Below are 17,744 nucleotides of genomic sequence, written 5' to 3'. Positions count from 1 at the left end.
CCGGGCTTCAAGCGTCCAGTTCCGCCTCCGGGATTCTCTCCAGCACCTCTTCGGTCAACGCCAGCGTCTCCCTCGCCTGGGCCTCCCGCCAAGCCCTGAGTTGATCACCCATCTGTGCCTCCAGTTCGATATCGACGAACTCATGCCAAAGGGGGTCGCGACGGCTCGTACGCTGGGAGTCCAGCACCGATAGGGTGGCTTGGTATTGCTCATCGATAGCCTTGAATCGCGACGGGTGATTCTCCTTCAGGTAGCTGGCCCAGAACTCGCGATCGGCCAACGCCCGCGCATACGCCGGGGTCCGTTCCCGGGCCAGTACCTTGGCATGGGCCGCGTCCAGCTGTTGCTCCGTCACCCGGGCCAATTCGGTAAATGTCATGTGCTTGGGTTGGCCCGGCAAGCGAAGTCGCTCCGTCAGGCCTATGCGGTAGGCCAGCCTCACCTCCACCGGGTCGACCCGTGGCGTGCCGGGCAACCTCAGCCGCGCCTCGATATCCACCTGAGCCAGGCGCTCGACCTCATCCAGGCGCCACAATCCCCGGGTCAGCTTCAGCAGATTCAGTTCGGTAGCGGCCGGGGTGCCCGCGGCCCTTGCCCTCGCCTGATGCACCAGGACCCTGACCTCCATGTCGCTGAAGATCAGCTCCGCGCCATCGGAGCAGGTCTGCGGATGGGACGCCGAGACAAACAGCTCATCGCGCAGCTCACTGTATTGACTGACCGCATCCACGACCTGCCAGACCCGCAGGCTCAAATCCCGGGGCGCCTCGCGATATTCGGCGCTGACCGTCAGATCCGCCAGCAGCTTGAAAAAATCCGCGGAGCCTTGCTGCCGATGCAGCAACTGCCATTGCTGTTCTTTCAGGACCTTCTGCTCGGCCGATACGCCCCCCAGCCAGTGGTCGCACTCGCAAAGCGACGGGGTTCGACGCAGGGCATGGGCGCGCCGCCGACCCGGGGTATCGATGCCGAAATTGATACCGGTTTCGCGCTCGTAACGCTGCAACCGCTGCATGCCCGTGGCCGAAAGCGCCGGATTGTCGTAGAGGTGGGTAACCCGGTTGATGGCGGTGGGACCTGCGTAAACCGCCTCGGGGATCACCGAAATCCGATTGTTGCGCAGGTCCACACACTGCAAGTTGCGCAACCCCGACAGACCGACAGGCCAGCGATCCAGCTGTGCATGACGCAGCACCAGGTTCTCCAGCTCGCTCATCTGGCTGACATCGGGGGGCTGGTGCAAAGGGTTATGCGAAAGGTTCAGAAATTTCAGTCGGGTCAGGCGGGACAATACACCCGACGCCTGGGCGTTCAACACAATCTGGTTGTCTGGCAAGTGCAGATGGACCAGTTCGGACATCTGCTCCAACTCCACCGGCAGGCTGCTCAGATGGTTGAAGCCCATGGACAACCAGCGCAACTGCCTGAAGCAGGACAAAAACGACACTTCGCTGCTGGCAACGGCCATATCATTCATGAACAGAAAGCCCACATGACTGAAGTCGGCACTGATCGCCGGCAAGTCCCCGACCCGCATGCCCAACAGGTCCAGTTCATAGAAGTACTGCCCACCCAGCAGATTGCGGTTGGACTGCTTTCTCCAGCAGGCCAGGATCGCATCGGCCACCCGCTGCTTGTTGTCGGGCGCTACGGAAGCGACTTGCAAGGTTCCCCGCACACGCCTCCAGGTCTGGCGTTGCACCCATCCATCCAGCGTGGTGAACAACGTTTCATACTCCTCCCGCAGGCGCTCGAGTTCCACCAGGCAGGCAGACTCGGGCAGATGGAGCGAACTGAGAAAACGACCCACCTCCTCCGAGGAGAATCCCGGATACAGGTCACGCACACGAGCGCTCAAATGCTCGGAATACCCCAGAACCCTGCCATCATCGCTCATCGGGTAGCCGATACGTCCCGAAGCCAGGCGCATGGGCGGCCTGAACCAACGACTGAAAGGGGACAGGCCAAGCGTATCCTGGGCGGTATAAGGATCTCGGGCAATCTGACCGACAATCTGTTCTTTCAGCCAAGCGCCTCGTTCCGAGCCGCTGAATCCAAGGGCAACGCGATCAGGCTCAGGCAGGGCATGAACCATCGCGTCGAAAATATTATCCGCCCGTCCCAGGAGCGCCCCCGAGTGATCGAAGGCGTTGTACTGTCGACCGACCTTGAGAATCACCCGGGGCGTGGCGATATCCGGATCCCCCGCCGTTTCAAGTGCCTCGCTGGTAAAGCGCTGTTCGCGCAACTCAATCCGCAGCCCCTTGGCCGGCCAGCCCGGTAATTGCTCAAGCGTATGCAGCGCGAGACGGTCGGCCTGGGCGTATCGCGGGGCCAGCAAATACCAGCTCTCGCACACCCGGTGAAGCTGCAACCGCTTGAGGTACCAGCGGATTTCCTCCGAGAACCGTAGCGGCACCCGCTCGCCCAAGAGCGCGAGTTCGGCGCTGCGCGCATGGGCGATCAACTCCCGGGCAACACTTCCCGGCAAGCCGGGGAACACCCCGAGAATACGATTGACCCTGGCGTCGTGGGTTTTCTCGCTCGCCGTATACAACTCCTCGAACAGCCATTGCCTTCGCTGTGCGGCCCATTGCCTGAGGCGCTGGCTCAGTACCCGGGTACGCACCTCATTGTCCGCCAGCTCAGCACCGAGCAGCGTGTGGCGCTCAGACTCGCTCAACATGTTCAGCGTCGACTTGAGCAGGTCGCCACTCTTGAGCTGTGACTCGATGATCTGAAACGAGGAGAACTGTTCGGAAGTGCGCCGACCGTACTCCTCCATGACTTCACCCAAACCATTGAGCACCTGGACCACCCGGTTTTCCGGCCAGTCGGGCAGCGACGTCAGCACCCGCAAGCGCAGATCGCCCTGCTCCACCGTTCTCGATAGGGCGCTGGGTACCTCGCCGATAAAATCGCTGATGGCCTGGTCGATCCTGAAGCGCTTGATCGTATCGAGCAGCAGCGCGGGCGCCGGCTGATTGTCCGCCAGGGCTTTGCGCAACACATTCTCCTGGGCGGAACACAACTGACGGATCTGCAATCGCAACGGCTCGCTGAGTCCGGCGATGGATTCGCCGAGGCGTCGGAACAATTGCTCCACGTGCCAGTCCGCGACTCGCTCGTAAATCGTTTGCCAGACACCCGTGCGGTTGAATCTGAGCGGCACGGCGTGAAACGCTTCGCCTCCCGGGTGCTCAATCCGCCATTGCAGGCGCGCGCTGTCATACCTCACGGCATACACCTTCCCTGACAGCGGCAGATAGAGGTTGCCCTGAAACGGATAAAGCCCCACCTCATTGGCCTGGAGATCCTCGGGCAGACGGATCTCACGCTCATAGGGGGCAAGATCGGCCTTCCACAAGCGGCGCTGGCCTCTTGGCCCTTCAACGGGAATCAAGGCGTCGACTGAAGTCGGGGACCGAGTCTTGAACAGTGCCTTGCCGCCCTTCACCACCACGGCCCCGGCCGCCAACAGGGCGATGTCCTCAGCCACACCCAGCAGATAACCGAGGGCCTCGCGTTTGTCCCCGAGTTGCCAAGCCGCGAATCCGTCATAGACCTCCACGACCATATTCACCACGGCCGCCGCCAGGATGATCTCGCCGATCACCGGTACGAACGAAATGGCCAACGCCAACAGGTTCAGCCCGGCCTCGCGATAAGCGTCCAGACGCGCCTGGCGCACCCGGGCGTCGACGTCGGCCGTGGGTACGGCCAGTTGCCGCGCGTGCGCCTTGATCTGGCGGTAGCGTTGCTGCTGGAAACTTTCGAACAGGTCGCCACTGACGGGCACTTCGCTTAACGGGATATATCGAGCGATCGCCGGTACGGGCGGCCATTCTCGATCCAGAAGCAGCAAGTGGGCATTCAGGGTACGAAAAAACCGCAACCGCTGTTCTTCGGGAACAAAGCGGCTGAAGAACTTCTGGTAAGACGGGTCTCGAAGCTTCAGGGTCAGATCATGTTCGAAATGGACAAAGCTGCGGTACCGTTTCAAAGGATCGCGGGGATCATCCGGAATATAAGCAACGCAGGGCAACTCCGTAGTGTCCGACAGCCCCGCGCCAATGACCACCCAACCGCTCAATTCGATAGCGAACATCTTCATTCGACTGCAATGAACCCGTTTTCCAGCGAGCCTCAATTCTGTTTCGCCCTCGACCAGCGACAGGAGTAAATCATAGGTCGCCGGTGCGATATCCCCCTTCATGTAGGCAATGTCGGCAGTCACCGCCAGTGTCTGTTTGTCATACTCGGCAAAGTGCTGCCTTACCGACAAAGCGCCGCTGGCCGGCGACGGATCGGGAGGATTGAAAACACTGTCGATATGCGCCTGATACAAGGCCCCCAAGTCCAGCGTTCGACAAGCCCAGGCAAAGTCTTCCGGTGCAAGCGAGACGTTGGTGCCCGGAGCGCCACCGGGAAACTGGACAGCGGCCTTGCCTGCCAGCGCCCCCCGCTCGGTCTCGCCGGCCTCGAAGTTCTGCAAGGCCGCCTCCAGCAGCGTTTGGCTGTGGACGAAGGTATAGAGTTTGTCCTCGAAGATACTGGACAGATAAGTTGCATCGACCCTGACAAACCGGGCACTTTGCAATTTCGGGTCGCCGTTGATCTGTCTTTCCAGCGCCTGGACCAGAAGTGGCGTGCAGAACCCATCAATATTCTGGAAACGCGCCATGATCTGTCGAACTTCGTGCCTCGATATTTCCAGCGCCAACAGATGTTCACGAAATGACAGGCGTATTTCCGGAGCGGCCCGGTAGAACCAAGCGGGAATTTTCTCTTTGACCGTATTGAAATGAATGCCTGCCTCGGCAGGTGCCGAGACTTGCTCAATGACTTTTGCTTCTTCCATGGCAATCAACCTGGATATCCATTAAAGGCTCCAGCGTATTGATCACTTGGCAAGAGAGGGGCGTATTTATAGCTGACAGGAAGGCTTCCATCGGTGAACATCGACAGAAGCCATTAGCACAGGGCGTTACCAGAAACGCTGCTGGGTCAAACGACTCCACCAATTGAGCAGCACCCGGTCCAGCGAGCTGCTGGCAGCCAGGCCGACACGCTCTTGCAGGCTTTTGCGTTCAGCATAGTGCAGGTGGAACAACTCGGCCTGCTTGGCACGCTCGGCGAGGTATTCGTCGCTGGTCTTCAGTTCGTCCACCAACTGTTTGTCCAGGGCGGCGACACCCAGCCAGACTTCGCCGGTGGCGACTTCATCGATGGCCAGTTGCGGGCGATACTGCGAGACAAAGTTCTTGAACAAATGATGGGTGATGTCCAGATCCTGCTGAAACTTCTCACGGCCCTTCTCGGTGTTTTCGCCGAAGACGGTCAAGGTCCGCTTGTACTCGCCGGCGGTCAGCACTTCGAAATCGATATCATGCTTCTTCAACAACTTGTTGACATTGGGCAACTGCGCCACCACGCCGATGGAGCCGAGGAAGGCAAAGGGCGCGCTGATGATCTTGTCGCCAATGCACGCCATCATGTAGCCACCACTGGCCGCCACCTTGTCGATGCACACGGTCAACGGTACGCCGGCCTGACGGATACGCGCCAGTTGCGACGAAGCCAGGCCGTAGCTGTGGACCATGCCGCCGCCGCTTTCCAGGCGCAGCACCACCTCGTCCCGGGGCGTTGCCAGGCTGAGCAGCGCGGTGATCTCGTGGCGCAGGCTTTCGGTGGCCGAAGCCTTGATATCGCCATCGAAATCCAGCACGAACACCCGCGACTTGCTCTCGTGCTGCTTCTTGTGTTTTTTCTCGCTCTTGGCCTGCTGCTTGCGCAGGGTCTTGAGCTGGTCCTTGTCCAGCAGGTTCTGCTCCAGGCGCTCACGCAGGCCCTTGTAGAAGTCGTTGAGTTTGCTGACCTGCAGCTGCCCCGCGGACCTGCGCCGACCTTTGCTGCGCAGCGAGGCAGCGGTCACCAGGACCACGACGATCGCAATGACGAGGGTGACGGTTTTCGCCAGAAAGCTGGCGTACTCGGCAAGAAACTCCACGGTGACTCCTTACAAAACCAGGCGACCCCCGGCTGTGGGGGCTCACGACACTTCAAGCATACCGTCGGGACGGTGCTGCGACCAGTTATGGCACGGCTTGAATTGTGTCTCTAACAAACATTTCAAACGAGCGTATGTTTTTTGATTGACAGGCTTCCGGCATCCTCATAACCTCGCCAGACCTTCAACGTACCGGGACGACGCGGACGTGGGCAGCATCTATCTGATTCGACATGGCCAGGCCTCCTTCGGTGCGGACGACTACGACGTGCTGTCGCCGATCGGCATTCGTCAGGCCGAAGTCCTGGGCCAGCACCTGGCCGACCTGGGCCTGAGCTTCGACCGCTGCCTGGCCGGCGACCTGCGCCGCCAGCAACATACCGCGCTTACCGCCCTGCAGCAGTGCAGCGCCGCCGGCCTGTCGGTTCCTCTGCTCGAGACCGATTCGGCCTTCAACGAATTCGACGCCGACGCGATCATCCACGCACTGTTGCCCGGCTTGCTGCCGGAAGAACCCGAGGCACTGCACATCCTGCGCAACGCCGCGCAAAACCGTGGCGAGTTCCAGCGCCTCTTCGCCCTGATCATCGAGCGCTGGCTCGACGGCCGCCATGACACCCCGGAGCTGGAAAGCTGGCAGGGCTTCGTCGCCCGGGTCGAGGGCGGGCTGCAGCGCATTCTCGAACAGGCGGACAATCGCGAGAAAATCGCGGTGTTCACCTCCGGCGGGACCATCACCGCCCTGCTCCACCTGATCACCCGAATTCCGCCCAGGGAAGCCTTCGAGCTGAACTGGCAGATCGTCAACACCTCGCTCAACCTGCTCAAGTTTCGCGGTCGCGAGGTGGCCCTGGCTTCCTTCAACAGTCAAGCGCACCTGCAACTGCTGAAGGCCCCGGAGCTGATCACCTTTCGATAAGTTCCGGCCCATCCTGACCCTTGTGGGGTCGTCGCCGTATTTACCCATAAAAGGATCGAAGCATGACCTCTGTAGCCCACGCCGTAGAAGCAATGAAAGCCAAGTTCAACCCAGCCGCCGCCGCCGGCCTGGACGTCGTCTTCGGCTTTCGTATCGATGAAAGCCAGCACTTCTCGCTGATCGTCAGGGACGGCACCTGCGAACTGGTGGAAGGTGAAAACCCGGATGCCAACGTGACCCTGGTGACCGACGGCGAAACCATGAAAGGCATCGTCAGCGGCGAAACCGACGGCATGCAGGCGTTCATGGGCGGCAAGCTGCGCGTCGAAGGCGACATGATGCTGTCGATGAAGCTGAGCGAGCTGTTCCCGGCCTGATTCACGCCTCAGGATATTCGAGACCCGATCGCTCGCGATGCCCGACCAGGCATCGCGGGCATCGGGTTTCGCGCGTTATCGTCGACCTCCGTCGCGAGCCAACCGGCTCCGGCGTTCCCCACCCTGGCCAAACAACGCTTTCCCTCTACGCTGACACATCAGGCCCGCTGATCATCCTGCAACACGCCGACCTATAAGACCGGACGGTGCTTGTGGGCAGGCAGGGCGAGCATTAGATTAGTCAATAATCTCTGGCCTCCAGAATAAGCAGAAGGGATAAGCATGGCGCTTACTGACCAGTCCACCCGTATCCGTGCAGGCGAAGAGCTCGATGTCGGCCTGATCGATCCGTACCTCAAGGCGCACATTCCAGGCCTGCACGGCCTGCCGAATATCAGCCAGTTTCCCGGCGGCGCCTCGAACCTGACCTACCTGATCCGCTACCCGGAACAGGAATTCGTCCTGCGTCGCCCGCCGTTCGGCCACAAGGCCAAGTCCGCCCACGACATGGGGCGCGAGTTCCGCATCCTCAACCAGCTCAAGGACGGCTTCCCGTACTGCCCCAAGGCCTATGTACATTGCACCGACGAATCGGTGATCGGGGCCGAGTTCTATGTGATGGAACGGGTCGAAGGCATCATCCTGCGCTCCGACCTGCCACCGGAACTGGGCCTGGATGCCGCGCAAACCGAAACCCTGTGCAAGAGCTTCATCGACCGGCTGGTGGAACTGCACCAGGTCGACTACAACGCCTGCGGCCTGGCCGACCTCGGCAAGCCGGAGGGCTACGTCGTGCGGCAGATCCGTGGCTGGAGCGAGCGTTACGAAAAAGCCCTGACCCCCGACGCGCCGAGCTGGGAAGCCGTGCGGGCCTGGCTCAACGACAAGATGCCCGCCGACCATCCGACCTCGAGCATCGTGCACAACGACTACCGCTTCGACAATGTGATCCTCGACCCGCACAACCCGATGCAGATCATCGGCGTGCTCGACTGGGAGCTGACCACCATCGGCAACCCGCTGATGGACCTGGGCAATACCCTGGCCTACTGGATCGAGGCCGGCGACCCGGCACCGGTGCAATTGATGCGCCGCCAGCCGAGCCACGCCCCCGGCATGCTGACCCGTCGTCAGTTCGTCGACTACTACGCCGAACGCTCGGGGATCGCCATCGACAACTTTGATTTCTACTACACCTACGGCCTGTTCCGCCTGGCCGGTATCGTGCAGCAGATCTACTACCGCTTCTTCCACGGCCAGACCCAGGACAAACGCTTCGCGCAGTTCATTCACATGAACAAGCTGCTGGAGCAGATGAGCCTGCAAGTCATCCGCGCCTCCCGCCTCTGACCGCGCCTACAACAAGGAAAATAACCATGTCCAAGACCCAGTTGTTCGACCTCGACGGCAAGATCGCCTTTGTCTCCGGTGCCAGCCGCGGGATCGGCGAGGCGATTGCCAAGCTGCTGGCCCAGCAAGGCGCGCATGTGATTGTCTCGAGCCGCAAGCTCGAAGGCTGCCAGCACGTCGCCGATGCCATCATCGCCGAGGGCGGCAAAGCCACTGCCATCGCCTGTCATATTGGAGAAATGGAACAGATCAGCCAGGTCTTCGCCGGCATCCGCGAGCAGTTCGGGCGCCTGGACATCCTGGTCAACAACGCCGCCACCAACCCGCAGTTCTGCAACGTGCTGGACACCGACCTCAGTGCCTTCCAGAAAACCGTCGATGTAAACATCCGCGGCTACTTCTTCATGTCGGTGGAAGCCGGCAAGCTGATGCGTGAACACGGCGGTGGCAGCATCATCAACGTGGCCTCGATCAACGGTATCTCCCCGGGTATTTTCCAAGGCATCTATTCGGTGACTAAGGCCGCCGTGATCAACATGACCAAGGTCTTCGCCAAGGAGTGCGCGCAATTCGGCATTCGTTGCAACGCCCTGCTGCCGGGCCTGACCGACACCAAGTTCGCCTCGGCGCTGGTGAGTAACGAAACGATCCTCAAGACCGCCCTGCAACAGATCCCCCTCAAGCGGGTTGCCGCGCCGAGCGAAATGGCCGGCGCCGTGCTGTACCTGGCCAGCGATGCATCCAGCTACACCACCGGGGTGGCGCTGAACGTGGACGGGGGCTTCCTGTCCTGATACCGAAATAAAAATTCCATCAGTTGAATTTATTGAATTTAAATTCTATAAATAGCCCTTCCTGAAAATAACAATCAAAGGATGCGGCGATGGACGAGTTGGGAATAGGCTTGATCGGCACAGGCTTCATGGGTCGCGCCCACGCACTGGCATTTCACAATGCCAGTGCGGTGTTCGAACTGCCGCTGAAGCTGCGCCTGGTGGCGCTGGCGGATGCCGATACACACCGCGCCGAATCCTGCGCCAGGGCCTGGGGCTTCGAGCAGGCCTACGGTGACTGGCAACAACTGATTGACGATCCGCGGGTTGGGCTGGTGGCCATCACCACGCCCAATCACCTGCATTTCCCCATGGCCATGGCTGCCCTCGCGGCGGGCAAGGCGGTGTACTGCGAAAAGCCCCTGGCGGTCGACCTGGACCAGGCCACGCGAATGCGTGACGCGGCGCGCCAGGCCGGCGTGATCACCCGAGTGGGCTACAACTACCAACACAATCCGACGATCGACCTGGCTCGGGAGTTGATCCGCAGCGGCGAACTGGGCGAGATCGTCGGTTTCCAGGGCGAATTCAGCGAAGATTTCATGGCCGACCCCGCCTCGCCCTGGTCCTGGCGCTGCGAAGCGCAACATGCCGGCGGCGCACTGGCCGACCTGGGCAGCCATCTGCTGGCCATGGCCCGGCACCTGATCGGCGATATCACGGCGGTCTGTGCCGACACCCGCACCGTCCACCCACAGCGTCCCGCCAGCGCCGGCAGCCGGGAGACCCGCCCGATTGCCGTCGATGACCAGGTCCACGCGCTGCTGCGCTTCGCCAACGGTGCCCGGGGGACCTTCAGCAGCAGCTGGCTCAAGCACGGCTACAAGAACCACCTGAGCTTCGAAATCAGTGGTACCCGGGGCACCTTGGCCTTCGACCAGGAGCGCCTCAACGAACTGCGGCTCTGTCGCGTCGGCCAGAGCGGTTTCCAACGCCTGCTGGCCGGACCGGACCAGCCCCGTTACGCGGCCTTCAGCCCCGCCGCCGGGCATCAGTTGGGTTACAACGAGCTCAAGACCCTGGAGGTCCAGGCGCTGATCGAGGCGCTGGCCGGCCAAGGCCAGACGGGAACGGACTTCGAAGAAGCCTGGCAGGTGGAGCGCCTGGCGACGGCGATTCGTCAGGCGGCCCGGGAACAACGCTGGGTCGACGTCAGCGAGTTCTAGAAACGGGTGGGAGCGCTGCTCCTACAGCCCTCCCTTGCACGCTATTTGAGACTGGCAGCGACCTTCGCTGCCACATCCCCGGGCAGCCAGGCCTTCCAGACGTCCGGATGTTCCTTGAGAAACGCCTGCGTCACCTGGCGTGTCGGCAGGCGCTCTTCACTCATTTTCGCCAATGCCTGGTTCAACAGGTCGATCGGCAGGTCGACCTTGGCGAAAAACGTCACCACCTGCGGGTACCGCGCCTTGAATGGCGACGAGACGCCAATGCTCAACTTCGAAGGCAGGGAACGGCTCGGTTTCGGGTCGGGATTGTCCGGGTCGGTCAGGGTTTTCCAGGCCTCGGCGTCAAAGGCCGGCTCCTGGAGCTGGACCAGCTTGAACTTGCCCAGCAACGGCGTCGGCGACCAGTAATAGAACAGGATCGGTTTGCCACGCCGAATCGACGAGGTGATTTCCGCATCCAGCGCGGCCCCGGAGCCACTGCGAAAGTTCACGTAGCTGTCGTTCAGGCCATAGGCCTTGAGCTTCTGTTGATTGACGATTTCCGAGGTCCAGCCGATCGGGCTGTTGAGAAAGCGGCCCTTGCCCGGTGCCTCGGGGTCCCTGAAGACATCCTTGTAGCGAGCCAGGTCCGCGACCCCGCGCAGCTCCGGCGCCAGAGGTTTGATGCCGCGCTCCGGGTCACCCTTGATCACATACTCGGGGACCCACCACCCTTCGGTGGCGCCCTTGACGGTATCGCCAACGGCCACGACCTCTCCCGCCGCTTCGGCCTTGACCCACGCAGGACTGCGTCCGGCCCACTCCTCGCCGATCACCTGGATATCATTCTTGGCCAGGGCGGTTTCCAGGGTCACGGTGGTGCCGGGCAACATGTCGGTCGGCAGGCCGTAACCTTTTTCGACGATGTAACGCAGGATGTCGGTAATCAGGCTGCCACTTTCCCAGTTCAGGTCGGCGAAATGGATCGGCTGGGCGGCGGCCCGAACCTGAAGGGGCATGGCGGTGACACAGAATACAGCCAGGGCACTGACGAGCAGCGCGCGCAATCCTTTCATGGAATTACCTCGATCAGGGGTCGTCTCTCGGCGAAAAACCGAAAGCCCGAACGCTTCAGTCAACTGAACTGTAGTCGAGGTTCCAGGGTTGGTGCGTAATCCATCAACGGGCGTCTTGCGCCTGAAGCTGCTGCAACTCCCGTCGGACCATGCTGACATACTCGGCAGGCCCCAAGGCATAAAGCTGCGCCGCGACCCAGTTGAGCCAGGCACCCCGCAGTTCGGCCTTGCGCTCGAACAGCCGACGGGCCTCGGCACTGGCCTGCGGCAGATGCTGGCGGTGGAACTCGGCCCGGGTCGAACTCATTACTCGCTGGCCTTGAACGTCAGTTCGCCCTTGCGCCAGCGGGCGGCCTTCTTGGTCACGTCCTTGAGGGTCTTGCTCAAGCCACCCTGCAACTGTTCGTGGGCGGCAAACACCATCACCACGGCATGCCCTTCCTTGAACACGATCCCATGGCCTTCCGGCACGGTGACATAGGCATAGTCGCCCAGGCCATAGACCGTCAGTTTGATCTCGCGAAACTTGATGTCGAACTTGCCGCCCTCGCGACTGGGCAATACCGCGGCCCGAAAGTGATCGCCCACCTTCAGCTCCAGACGCGGCTTGTCGTCGACCACCAGGGAGGTTTCGGTGTCGATCTCGGCAATGTAGATGCCTTCGGCGGTTTGTTCGGTGATATAGACGAAACGTGATTGAAACTGTTTGACCAGCTTGGCCCGAAGATCACCCAGCACAAACAATGCATGCATATCCAGATTACTGACTGCCAACGAAAAGCCCTCAAACTCGAAAAATGAAGCCGCCCGGCGAGTGCCAGGCAACACAAAACGATCGGTCACTGCCGTCGGTTACTGAATAGAAAGCCCTGATGTTTGCTCGAGCGGCCTGGCAATGGCCACCCGTGCGCAGAAAGCCTAATGGATACAAGGTCCCATGACTTCTGCGAAGCGTCATCAGCGCTTGAAGGAAAACACCGCATTGTACCGATCACGGGAAACCGGCAACTGAATTTGCGAGGGAAGGCCTTCCTGAAAAAAAGTAATTTCCGACATGCAGGTTGAAAAAATGCCCAGGATGAAATCAACCCCCTGGCACTGGAAGTGATTCTAGAACACGTCAGGCCATTGGGGCCAATCAAACTGCTGGTGAGCGTATCCTACAGGACAGAAAGTACTCAATAGTATTCAGTCTGGCGCAAATGCCCTGCCGGAGCAATCGCCGGGCCTGCGCCTCCTACCCTAATAGCGTGTGGCCTCAGCCCTTGTGCGGCGCGCTTTCCGGCTTGTAGCCCAGGCGCAGTCCACCCCAATGGCGGCCCTTGACCATGATCGGTACCGACAGGTCATGCATCAGCTCACCGGTATCGCGGGTGTAGGTCTGCAGCAGCACAGGCTGTTGGTGACTGCCACAGCGGATGCCCGTACGGTCGTCGAACTTGCGCTTGGTCCGGTTGTGCAGCGTGTCATGCTGCGGATCGCCGGTCAGGGGCTGGCAAAAAGCCTGGTTGTGGGTCGGCACATAACCCTGGGGCGTACAGGCAATGGCGAACACCAGGCCTTCATGGCGGGCCAGTAAGGGTTCCTGGATCGTCGGCAGGACCTGATCGGTATAGCGATCGAAGCGCGTCTGGTATTTGGCCGGCGAAGTATTGGCAATCAGTTGGTAAGTGCGATCGAACAGATCATCAAGACCGATACGGTTCTGTTCGATGTCCGCCTCGAAACGCGCGGCAATCTGTCCGGCCCCCTCACGAGCGAGGTCGTAGGCCCGTTGGTGGTAGTCATCCAGGCCGACCTCGGCCAGGCGCTGGCTGATGGTCTCGGCCTGCCCTTCCATCTGTATCGCCGCTTCGGTCAGGTGCCGGGTCTGCTGGTCGCTGACGGCCAGGTCGCCGCGCATCTGCTCCACGGCAGTGAACAAGCTGTCCAGTTGCTCACGATTGCTCTGTGCGCCACGGGCGATCTCGCCCACCTGCGCTTCGACACTGGCGGCCAGGCTGGCGATATTCTCCAGGTGCCGGCCAGTATGCTCGACCTGCTCCACACCGCCGTCCAGGTCCTGGGCCAACTGACGGATCTGCTCCACGACCTGGGTGGTACGTTGCTGGATGTCGGCCACCATGACCCCGACCTCGTCGGTCGCCGTGGCCGTGCGCCCGGCCAGCCCACGCACCTCGTCGGCCACCACGGCAAAGCCGCGTCCATGCTCGCCGGCGCGCGCCGCCTCGATCGCGGCGTTGAGGGCCAGCAGGTTGGTCTGGCTGGCGATCGCCTGGATCACCAGGGTCACGCGCTGGATCTCCTCGCTGCGCAGGCTCAAGGCCTCGATCAGCTCGCGGCTGGCATTGGCCTGCCGGCTGAGCCGGTGCATGCGGCCGATGGACTCCGACAGCACCGCATGCCCCTCGGCACTGCTGCCGCGCGCCTCACTGGCCGAGCCGAGGGCCTGCTGGCTCAATTGGGAGGTCGTGCGCTCGGTGTCGATCACCTGTTCGGCACTGGCGACAATCTGCGCGGCGGCGTTGAGCTGCGACTGCACCTTGCCGGCCAGCTGCTTGACCGAAAAGGCCACGCCGGCGGCGGACAGGGCATTATGGCTGGTGGTATAGGACAGGTCGCGGGTCAATGCCGACAGGGCATCGCCACCCTGGACGACTGGAGCCGGGGCCTGGCGTCCCCGCAGGCGCGGCAACCAGACCAGCAACAAGGCCAGCGGCAGGCAAACGATCAGGGTCCAACCGGCGAAGGCCATGGCCGACAGCAACAGCGCCAACCCCACGCTCTGTATCAACGGCGTGAGCCAGAACAGCGCCGGTTTCGCTTCCACGTCCGCTTGCGCCACGACCCCAGGCAGAACTCCCTCTCCAGACATAGGCTTACCCACTTGAGCTTCTAGTTGTTTTTTTGCATTAAACGCCACTATAGGGCCATTAGCTATGGTCCGTTAGTTGTAGGGCGTTTGAATCAACAATAGTTGCTGTGGGTCAAGCGTGGAGGTGGGCTTACTGGCGATGAACGATGCGCGGATTGACAGAAACACCGCGTCGCTCCGGATCGCCGGCAAGCCGGCTCCTACAGGGGCAGATCAGGCCTGGCGCTGGTGCTTGTCGATCTGCTCGTGACGTTCCTGGGCTTCGATGCAGTATTTGGTGGTCGGGCTGATCAGCAGGCGCTTGAGGCCGATCGGCTCGCCGCTGTCGTCACACCAGCCGAAGGAATCGTCGCTGATGCGCAGCAGCGCCTGTTCCAGTTGCGGCAGCATGCGCTGGTCGCGGTCGATGGCGTTCACCAGCCAGGTACGTTCTTCTTCAACGGAAGCGGCGTCAGCCGGGTCAGCCGGGGTATCGAGACTCTCGATGGCAATACGGTTCTGCTCGATACGCTCGTGGGTTTCGACTTTCATCGCTTGCAACAGCTCGGTAAAGAAAGCCAGTTGCTCGGCGTTCATGTAGTCGTCCGCCGGCATGGCCAGCAACTTTTCCTTTGTCATTGATTTCTCTATAGAAAATACGTGCATTAAGGCGAATTAGGGAGCGTTCTGAACACCTGAGGGGATGCACAGAAAGGCGCCGTCCATTCCAAGCGCCACCCGGCACTCAATTTACGAGGGGCGGCAGTCTAAGGCCGAGTTATCGAGTCAGCAACTGAAATGACAGCAAAAACGTCCGACACGCCCGCACAGACGCTCTGGCGCCCGTCCCGTGGAGACGTATCGGAGTGTGTTTATAACAAGAAATTCCGTGCAAAGCGCCTGTTAAGGAGACAAATGGTCACGCAGGCGCGGCGTAGTACCTTGCCTACAGTGGTCTTGGGCGGCTCCTTGCGTATTTTGTTGTTTCATTTTTCAACGATAGCGGTCACCCCCAGCCCGCCGGCGGCACAGACGGAGATCAGTCCGCGACCCTGGCCGCGCTCGTCGATCGCCTTGGCCAGGCTTGCCAGCAGTCGCCCACCCGTGGCGGCAAACGGGTGCCCGCAGGCCAGGGAGCCGCCATTGACGTTGAGCTTGCCGCGGTCAATCGAGCCCAACGCCGCGTCCAGGCCGAGGCGTTCGCGGCAATAGCCGGGGTCTTCCCAGGCCTTGAGGGTGCAGAGCACCTGGGCGGCGAAGGCTTCGTGGATCTCGTAGAAGTCAAAGTCCTGCAACGTCAGGCCTTCGCGGGCCAGCATCCGCGGCACGGCGTAGGCCGGCGCCATCAGCAGCCCCTCGGTGCCGTCAACGAAATTCACCGCCGCCGTTTCACCGGTACGCAGGTAGGCCAGCACCCGCAGGTTGTTCGCCTGCGCCCACGCCTCGCTCGCCAGCAGGACCACCGAGGCGCCATCGGTCAGCGGCGTCGAGTTGCCGGCGGTCAGGGTGCCGCTGTGCTTGTCGTAGGCCGGCCCCAGACCGGCCAGTTTCTCCAGGCTGGTATCGGCACGCAGGTTGTTATCACGTTTCAACCCGCGATAAGGGCTGATCAGGTCATCGAAGAAACCGCGTTGGTAGGCGGCATCGAGCCGCTGGTGACTGGTCAGCGCCAGCTCGTCCTGGGCCAGTCGCCGGATCTGCCAGCGCTTGGCCATATCCTCGCAGTGTTCGCCCATGGACAGCCCGGTGCGCGGTTCGCCGTTGCGCGGCAGCAGCGGCTTGAGGAACATCGACGGACGCACCTCGAGCAGGCTGCGCAGCCTGTCGCCCAGGCTCCTGGCCCGATTGGCCCGTAACAGGATCTGGCGCAGGGATTCGTTGATCGCGACAGGCGCGTCCGAGGTGGTATCGGCACCGCCGGCAATCCCCACGTCAATCTGCCCCAGGGCAATCTTGTTGGCCACCAGCAATGCCGCTTCAAGACCGGTGCCGCAGGCTTGCTGCACATCGTAGGCCGGCGTCTGCGGCGACAGGGTGGTGGACAGCAGCGACTCGCGGGCCAGGTTGAAATCCCGCGAATGCTTGATCACCGCCCCCGCGGCGAACTCCCCCAAGCGCTTGCCCTCAAGGCCGTGGCGATCGATCAAGCCCTGCAAGGCAGCCACCAGCAGGTCCTGGTTGCTGTCCTGGACGTAGACCGTATTGGAGCGGGCAAACGGAATCCGATTGCCGCCGAGGATCGCGACCCGACGCACCGGTGCCGGGTTGAAGCTGTAGGCACTCATGGTCGTTCGCCCTCGATAAAGAGTCCGCGCATATGCGGCTTGTCCCCTGTCAGGTTGCGTACTTCGAATTCATGGCGCGTGCCCGTTGGCGGCACATTCCACAGCGTGGCGCTGCCGGGCAGGAAAATCGGCAGCTTGAATTCGCAGGTCAGCTGCGCGACCTCCAGGGGCCGCGGCGGCTGCTGCGCCGCCAGCGCGCGGCCGAGGGTCCACATGCCATGGGCGATGGCCCGTGGAAAACCGAACAGGCGCGCCCCCAGCCAGGAGGTGTGGATCGGATTGTGGTCGCCGGACACCCGGGCAAAACGCCGTCCCAGGTCCGCCGGCAACGACCAGCGCTGCGTGCGCACAAGGGCCGCCTCGTCGAGGTCCAATACGCCCTGCCAAGGCTCGCCCAGGGGCGCGTTGACACCACGGCGCAGGTACAGGCTTTCGCTTTCCCAGGCCAGGCTGCCGTCGCCTTTGGCCCGAGTGACGATCAGTACCGCCTGCCCCTTGGGGTGTGCCACCCAACGCTCGCAGTGCACCTCCAGGCGCAAGGCCTGCCCGGGCTCCAGGCGCTGGTACTGGCGAATGCGATTGGCCAGATGGACCATGCCGCTGGCCGGCCAGGGAAAGGTCGGGCTGGTCAGCAGCAGCAAGTGCAAGGGAAAGGCCAGGGTATGGGGAAACGACAACGGCACCCCGTGCTCGGGGCGAAAACCGCAGGCCCGGGCATAGCGGGCAATGTCCACGGACGCCAGCTCCGCCGCCGGACGGACCAGGTGCTCGTCGGGCAATCGTGGTGGCCCCTCCAGCCGGGGCTTGCGCAAACTGCACAAACCGTCCCAGAGCAGGCGGACGCCGGAAGGCGGCGGGTCGACGATGCGAATGGAGGAATCCGGCTTCATCA

Annotated in this window: 14 protein-coding genes; 5 read left to right on the top strand and 9 right to left on the bottom strand. The window is 61.8% G+C overall.

Annotated elements, in window-relative coordinates:
- Window positions 1–7: 7 nt before the first annotated feature.
- On the bottom strand, window positions 8–4,861 hold the full coding sequence (locus tag UCMB321_RS14170) for an NEL-type E3 ubiquitin ligase domain-containing protein (protein ID WP_040067766.1): 4,854 nt from the start codon (window positions 4,859–4,861) through the stop codon (window positions 8–10).
- 126 nt (window positions 4,862–4,987) lie between these two features.
- On the bottom strand, window positions 4,988–6,010 hold the full coding sequence (sohB, locus tag UCMB321_RS14165) for a protease SohB (RefSeq protein WP_040067764.1): 1,023 nt from the start codon (window positions 6,008–6,010) through the stop codon (window positions 4,988–4,990).
- Window positions 6,011–6,218: 208 nt separating this feature from the next.
- Here sohB and UCMB321_RS14160 point away from each other — a divergent pair, with 208 nt between their 5' ends.
- The 5 genes from UCMB321_RS14160 (at window position 6,219) to UCMB321_RS14140 (ending at window position 10,655) form a co-directional block, all read left to right on the top strand.
- A complete protein-coding gene (locus tag UCMB321_RS14160) occupies window positions 6,219–6,929 on the top strand; it encodes a histidine phosphatase family protein (RefSeq protein ID WP_040067762.1) in 711 nt (236 codons plus the stop codon).
- A 62-nt stretch (window positions 6,930–6,991) separates the two neighbouring features.
- Window positions 6,992–7,306, top strand: a complete 315-nt coding sequence (locus tag UCMB321_RS14155) for an SCP2 sterol-binding domain-containing protein (protein WP_040067760.1) — start codon at window positions 6,992–6,994, stop codon at window positions 7,304–7,306.
- Between the two features lie 282 nt (window positions 7,307–7,588).
- A complete protein-coding gene (locus UCMB321_RS14150; RefSeq protein ID WP_040067757.1) occupies window positions 7,589–8,656 on the top strand; it encodes a phosphotransferase family protein in 1,068 nt (355 codons plus the stop codon).
- Between the two features lie 26 nt (window positions 8,657–8,682).
- Complete coding sequence (locus UCMB321_RS14145; protein WP_040067756.1) at window positions 8,683–9,450, top strand: SDR family oxidoreductase; 768 nt, start codon at window positions 8,683–8,685, stop codon at window positions 9,448–9,450.
- Window positions 9,451–9,539: 89 nt separating this feature from the next.
- Window positions 9,540–10,655 carry a Gfo/Idh/MocA family protein gene (locus UCMB321_RS14140; protein ID WP_040067754.1) on the top strand — a complete coding sequence of 372 codons (1,116 nt, stop codon included), beginning with the start codon at window positions 9,540–9,542 and terminating at the stop codon, window positions 10,653–10,655.
- 41 nt (window positions 10,656–10,696) lie between these two features.
- Here UCMB321_RS14140 and UCMB321_RS14135 read toward each other — a convergent pair whose 3' ends face one another.
- From UCMB321_RS14135 to UCMB321_RS14105, 7 genes are all read right to left on the bottom strand, one after another.
- Window positions 10,697–11,713, bottom strand: coding sequence for an ABC transporter substrate-binding protein (locus UCMB321_RS14135; protein ID WP_040067752.1), 1,017 nt, complete (start codon window positions 11,711–11,713; stop codon window positions 10,697–10,699).
- 103 nt (window positions 11,714–11,816) lie between these two features.
- Window positions 11,817–12,020, bottom strand: coding sequence for a hypothetical protein (locus UCMB321_RS14130; protein WP_040067750.1), 204 nt, complete (start codon window positions 12,018–12,020; stop codon window positions 11,817–11,819).
- Complete coding sequence (locus tag UCMB321_RS14125; RefSeq protein WP_084615036.1) at window positions 12,020–12,487, bottom strand: hypothetical protein; 468 nt, start codon at window positions 12,485–12,487, stop codon at window positions 12,020–12,022. Before UCMB321_RS14125 ends, UCMB321_RS14130 begins: the two co-directional genes overlap by 1 nt.
- A 484-nt stretch (window positions 12,488–12,971) precedes the next feature.
- The gene (locus UCMB321_RS14120) at window positions 12,972–14,588 is read right to left on the bottom strand and encodes a methyl-accepting chemotaxis protein (protein ID WP_040067745.1); all 1,617 of its coding nucleotides are present in this window, start codon (window positions 14,586–14,588) and stop codon (window positions 12,972–12,974) included.
- 213 nt (window positions 14,589–14,801) lie between these two features.
- The gene (locus UCMB321_RS14115) at window positions 14,802–15,206 is read right to left on the bottom strand and encodes a TraR/DksA family transcriptional regulator (RefSeq protein WP_040067743.1); all 405 of its coding nucleotides are present in this window, start codon (window positions 15,204–15,206) and stop codon (window positions 14,802–14,804) included.
- A 347-nt stretch (window positions 15,207–15,553) separates the two neighbouring features.
- Window positions 15,554–16,852 (bottom strand): acetyl-CoA C-acetyltransferase, encoded by a 1,299-nt coding sequence (locus UCMB321_RS14110; protein WP_040067741.1) that lies wholly within the window; start codon window positions 16,850–16,852, stop codon window positions 15,554–15,556.
- On the bottom strand, window positions 16,849–17,742 hold the full coding sequence (locus tag UCMB321_RS14105) for a MaoC family dehydratase (RefSeq protein ID WP_040068005.1): 894 nt from the start codon (window positions 17,740–17,742) through the stop codon (window positions 16,849–16,851). Before UCMB321_RS14105 ends, UCMB321_RS14110 begins: the two co-directional genes overlap by 4 nt.
- Window positions 17,743–17,744: the final 2 nt, after the last annotated feature.

The sequence above is a fragment of the Pseudomonas batumici genome (genome assembly GCF_000820515.1).
GTDB classification, from domain to species: domain Bacteria; phylum Pseudomonadota; class Gammaproteobacteria; order Pseudomonadales; family Pseudomonadaceae; genus Aquipseudomonas; species Aquipseudomonas batumici.
This window is presented reverse-complemented; position numbering and strand designations above follow the sequence as displayed.

Bases quoted from the DNA above. Each gene is read 5' to 3' on its own strand.
- UCMB321_RS14115 (WP_040067743.1), bottom strand. From the start codon at position 15,206: ATGACAAAGGAAAAGTTGCTGGCCATGCCGGCGGACGACTACATGAAC.
- UCMB321_RS14170 (WP_040067766.1), bottom strand. From the start codon at position 4,861: ATGGAAGAAGCAAAAGTCATTGAGCAAGTCTCGGCACCTGCCGAGGCA.
- UCMB321_RS14105 (WP_040068005.1), bottom strand. From the start codon at position 17,742: ATGAAGCCGGATTCCTCCATTCGCATCGTCGACCCGCCGCCTTCCGGC.
- UCMB321_RS14155 (WP_040067760.1), top strand. From the start codon at position 6,992: ATGACCTCTGTAGCCCACGCCGTAGAAGCAATGAAAGCCAAGTTCAAC.
- UCMB321_RS14130 (WP_040067750.1), bottom strand. From the start codon at position 12,020: ATGAGTTCGACCCGGGCCGAGTTCCACCGCCAGCATCTGCCGCAGGCC.
- UCMB321_RS14140 (WP_040067754.1), top strand. From the start codon at position 9,540: ATGGACGAGTTGGGAATAGGCTTGATCGGCACAGGCTTCATGGGTCGC.
- UCMB321_RS14150 (WP_040067757.1), top strand. From the start codon at position 7,589: ATGGCGCTTACTGACCAGTCCACCCGTATCCGTGCAGGCGAAGAGCTC.
- UCMB321_RS14135 (WP_040067752.1), bottom strand. From the start codon at position 11,713: ATGAAAGGATTGCGCGCGCTGCTCGTCAGTGCCCTGGCTGTATTCTGT.
- UCMB321_RS14145 (WP_040067756.1), top strand. From the start codon at position 8,683: ATGTCCAAGACCCAGTTGTTCGACCTCGACGGCAAGATCGCCTTTGTC.
- UCMB321_RS14120 (WP_040067745.1), bottom strand. From the start codon at position 14,588: ATGTCTGGAGAGGGAGTTCTGCCTGGGGTCGTGGCGCAAGCGGACGTG.
- UCMB321_RS14110 (WP_040067741.1), bottom strand. From the start codon at position 16,852: ATGAGTGCCTACAGCTTCAACCCGGCACCGGTGCGTCGGGTCGCGATC.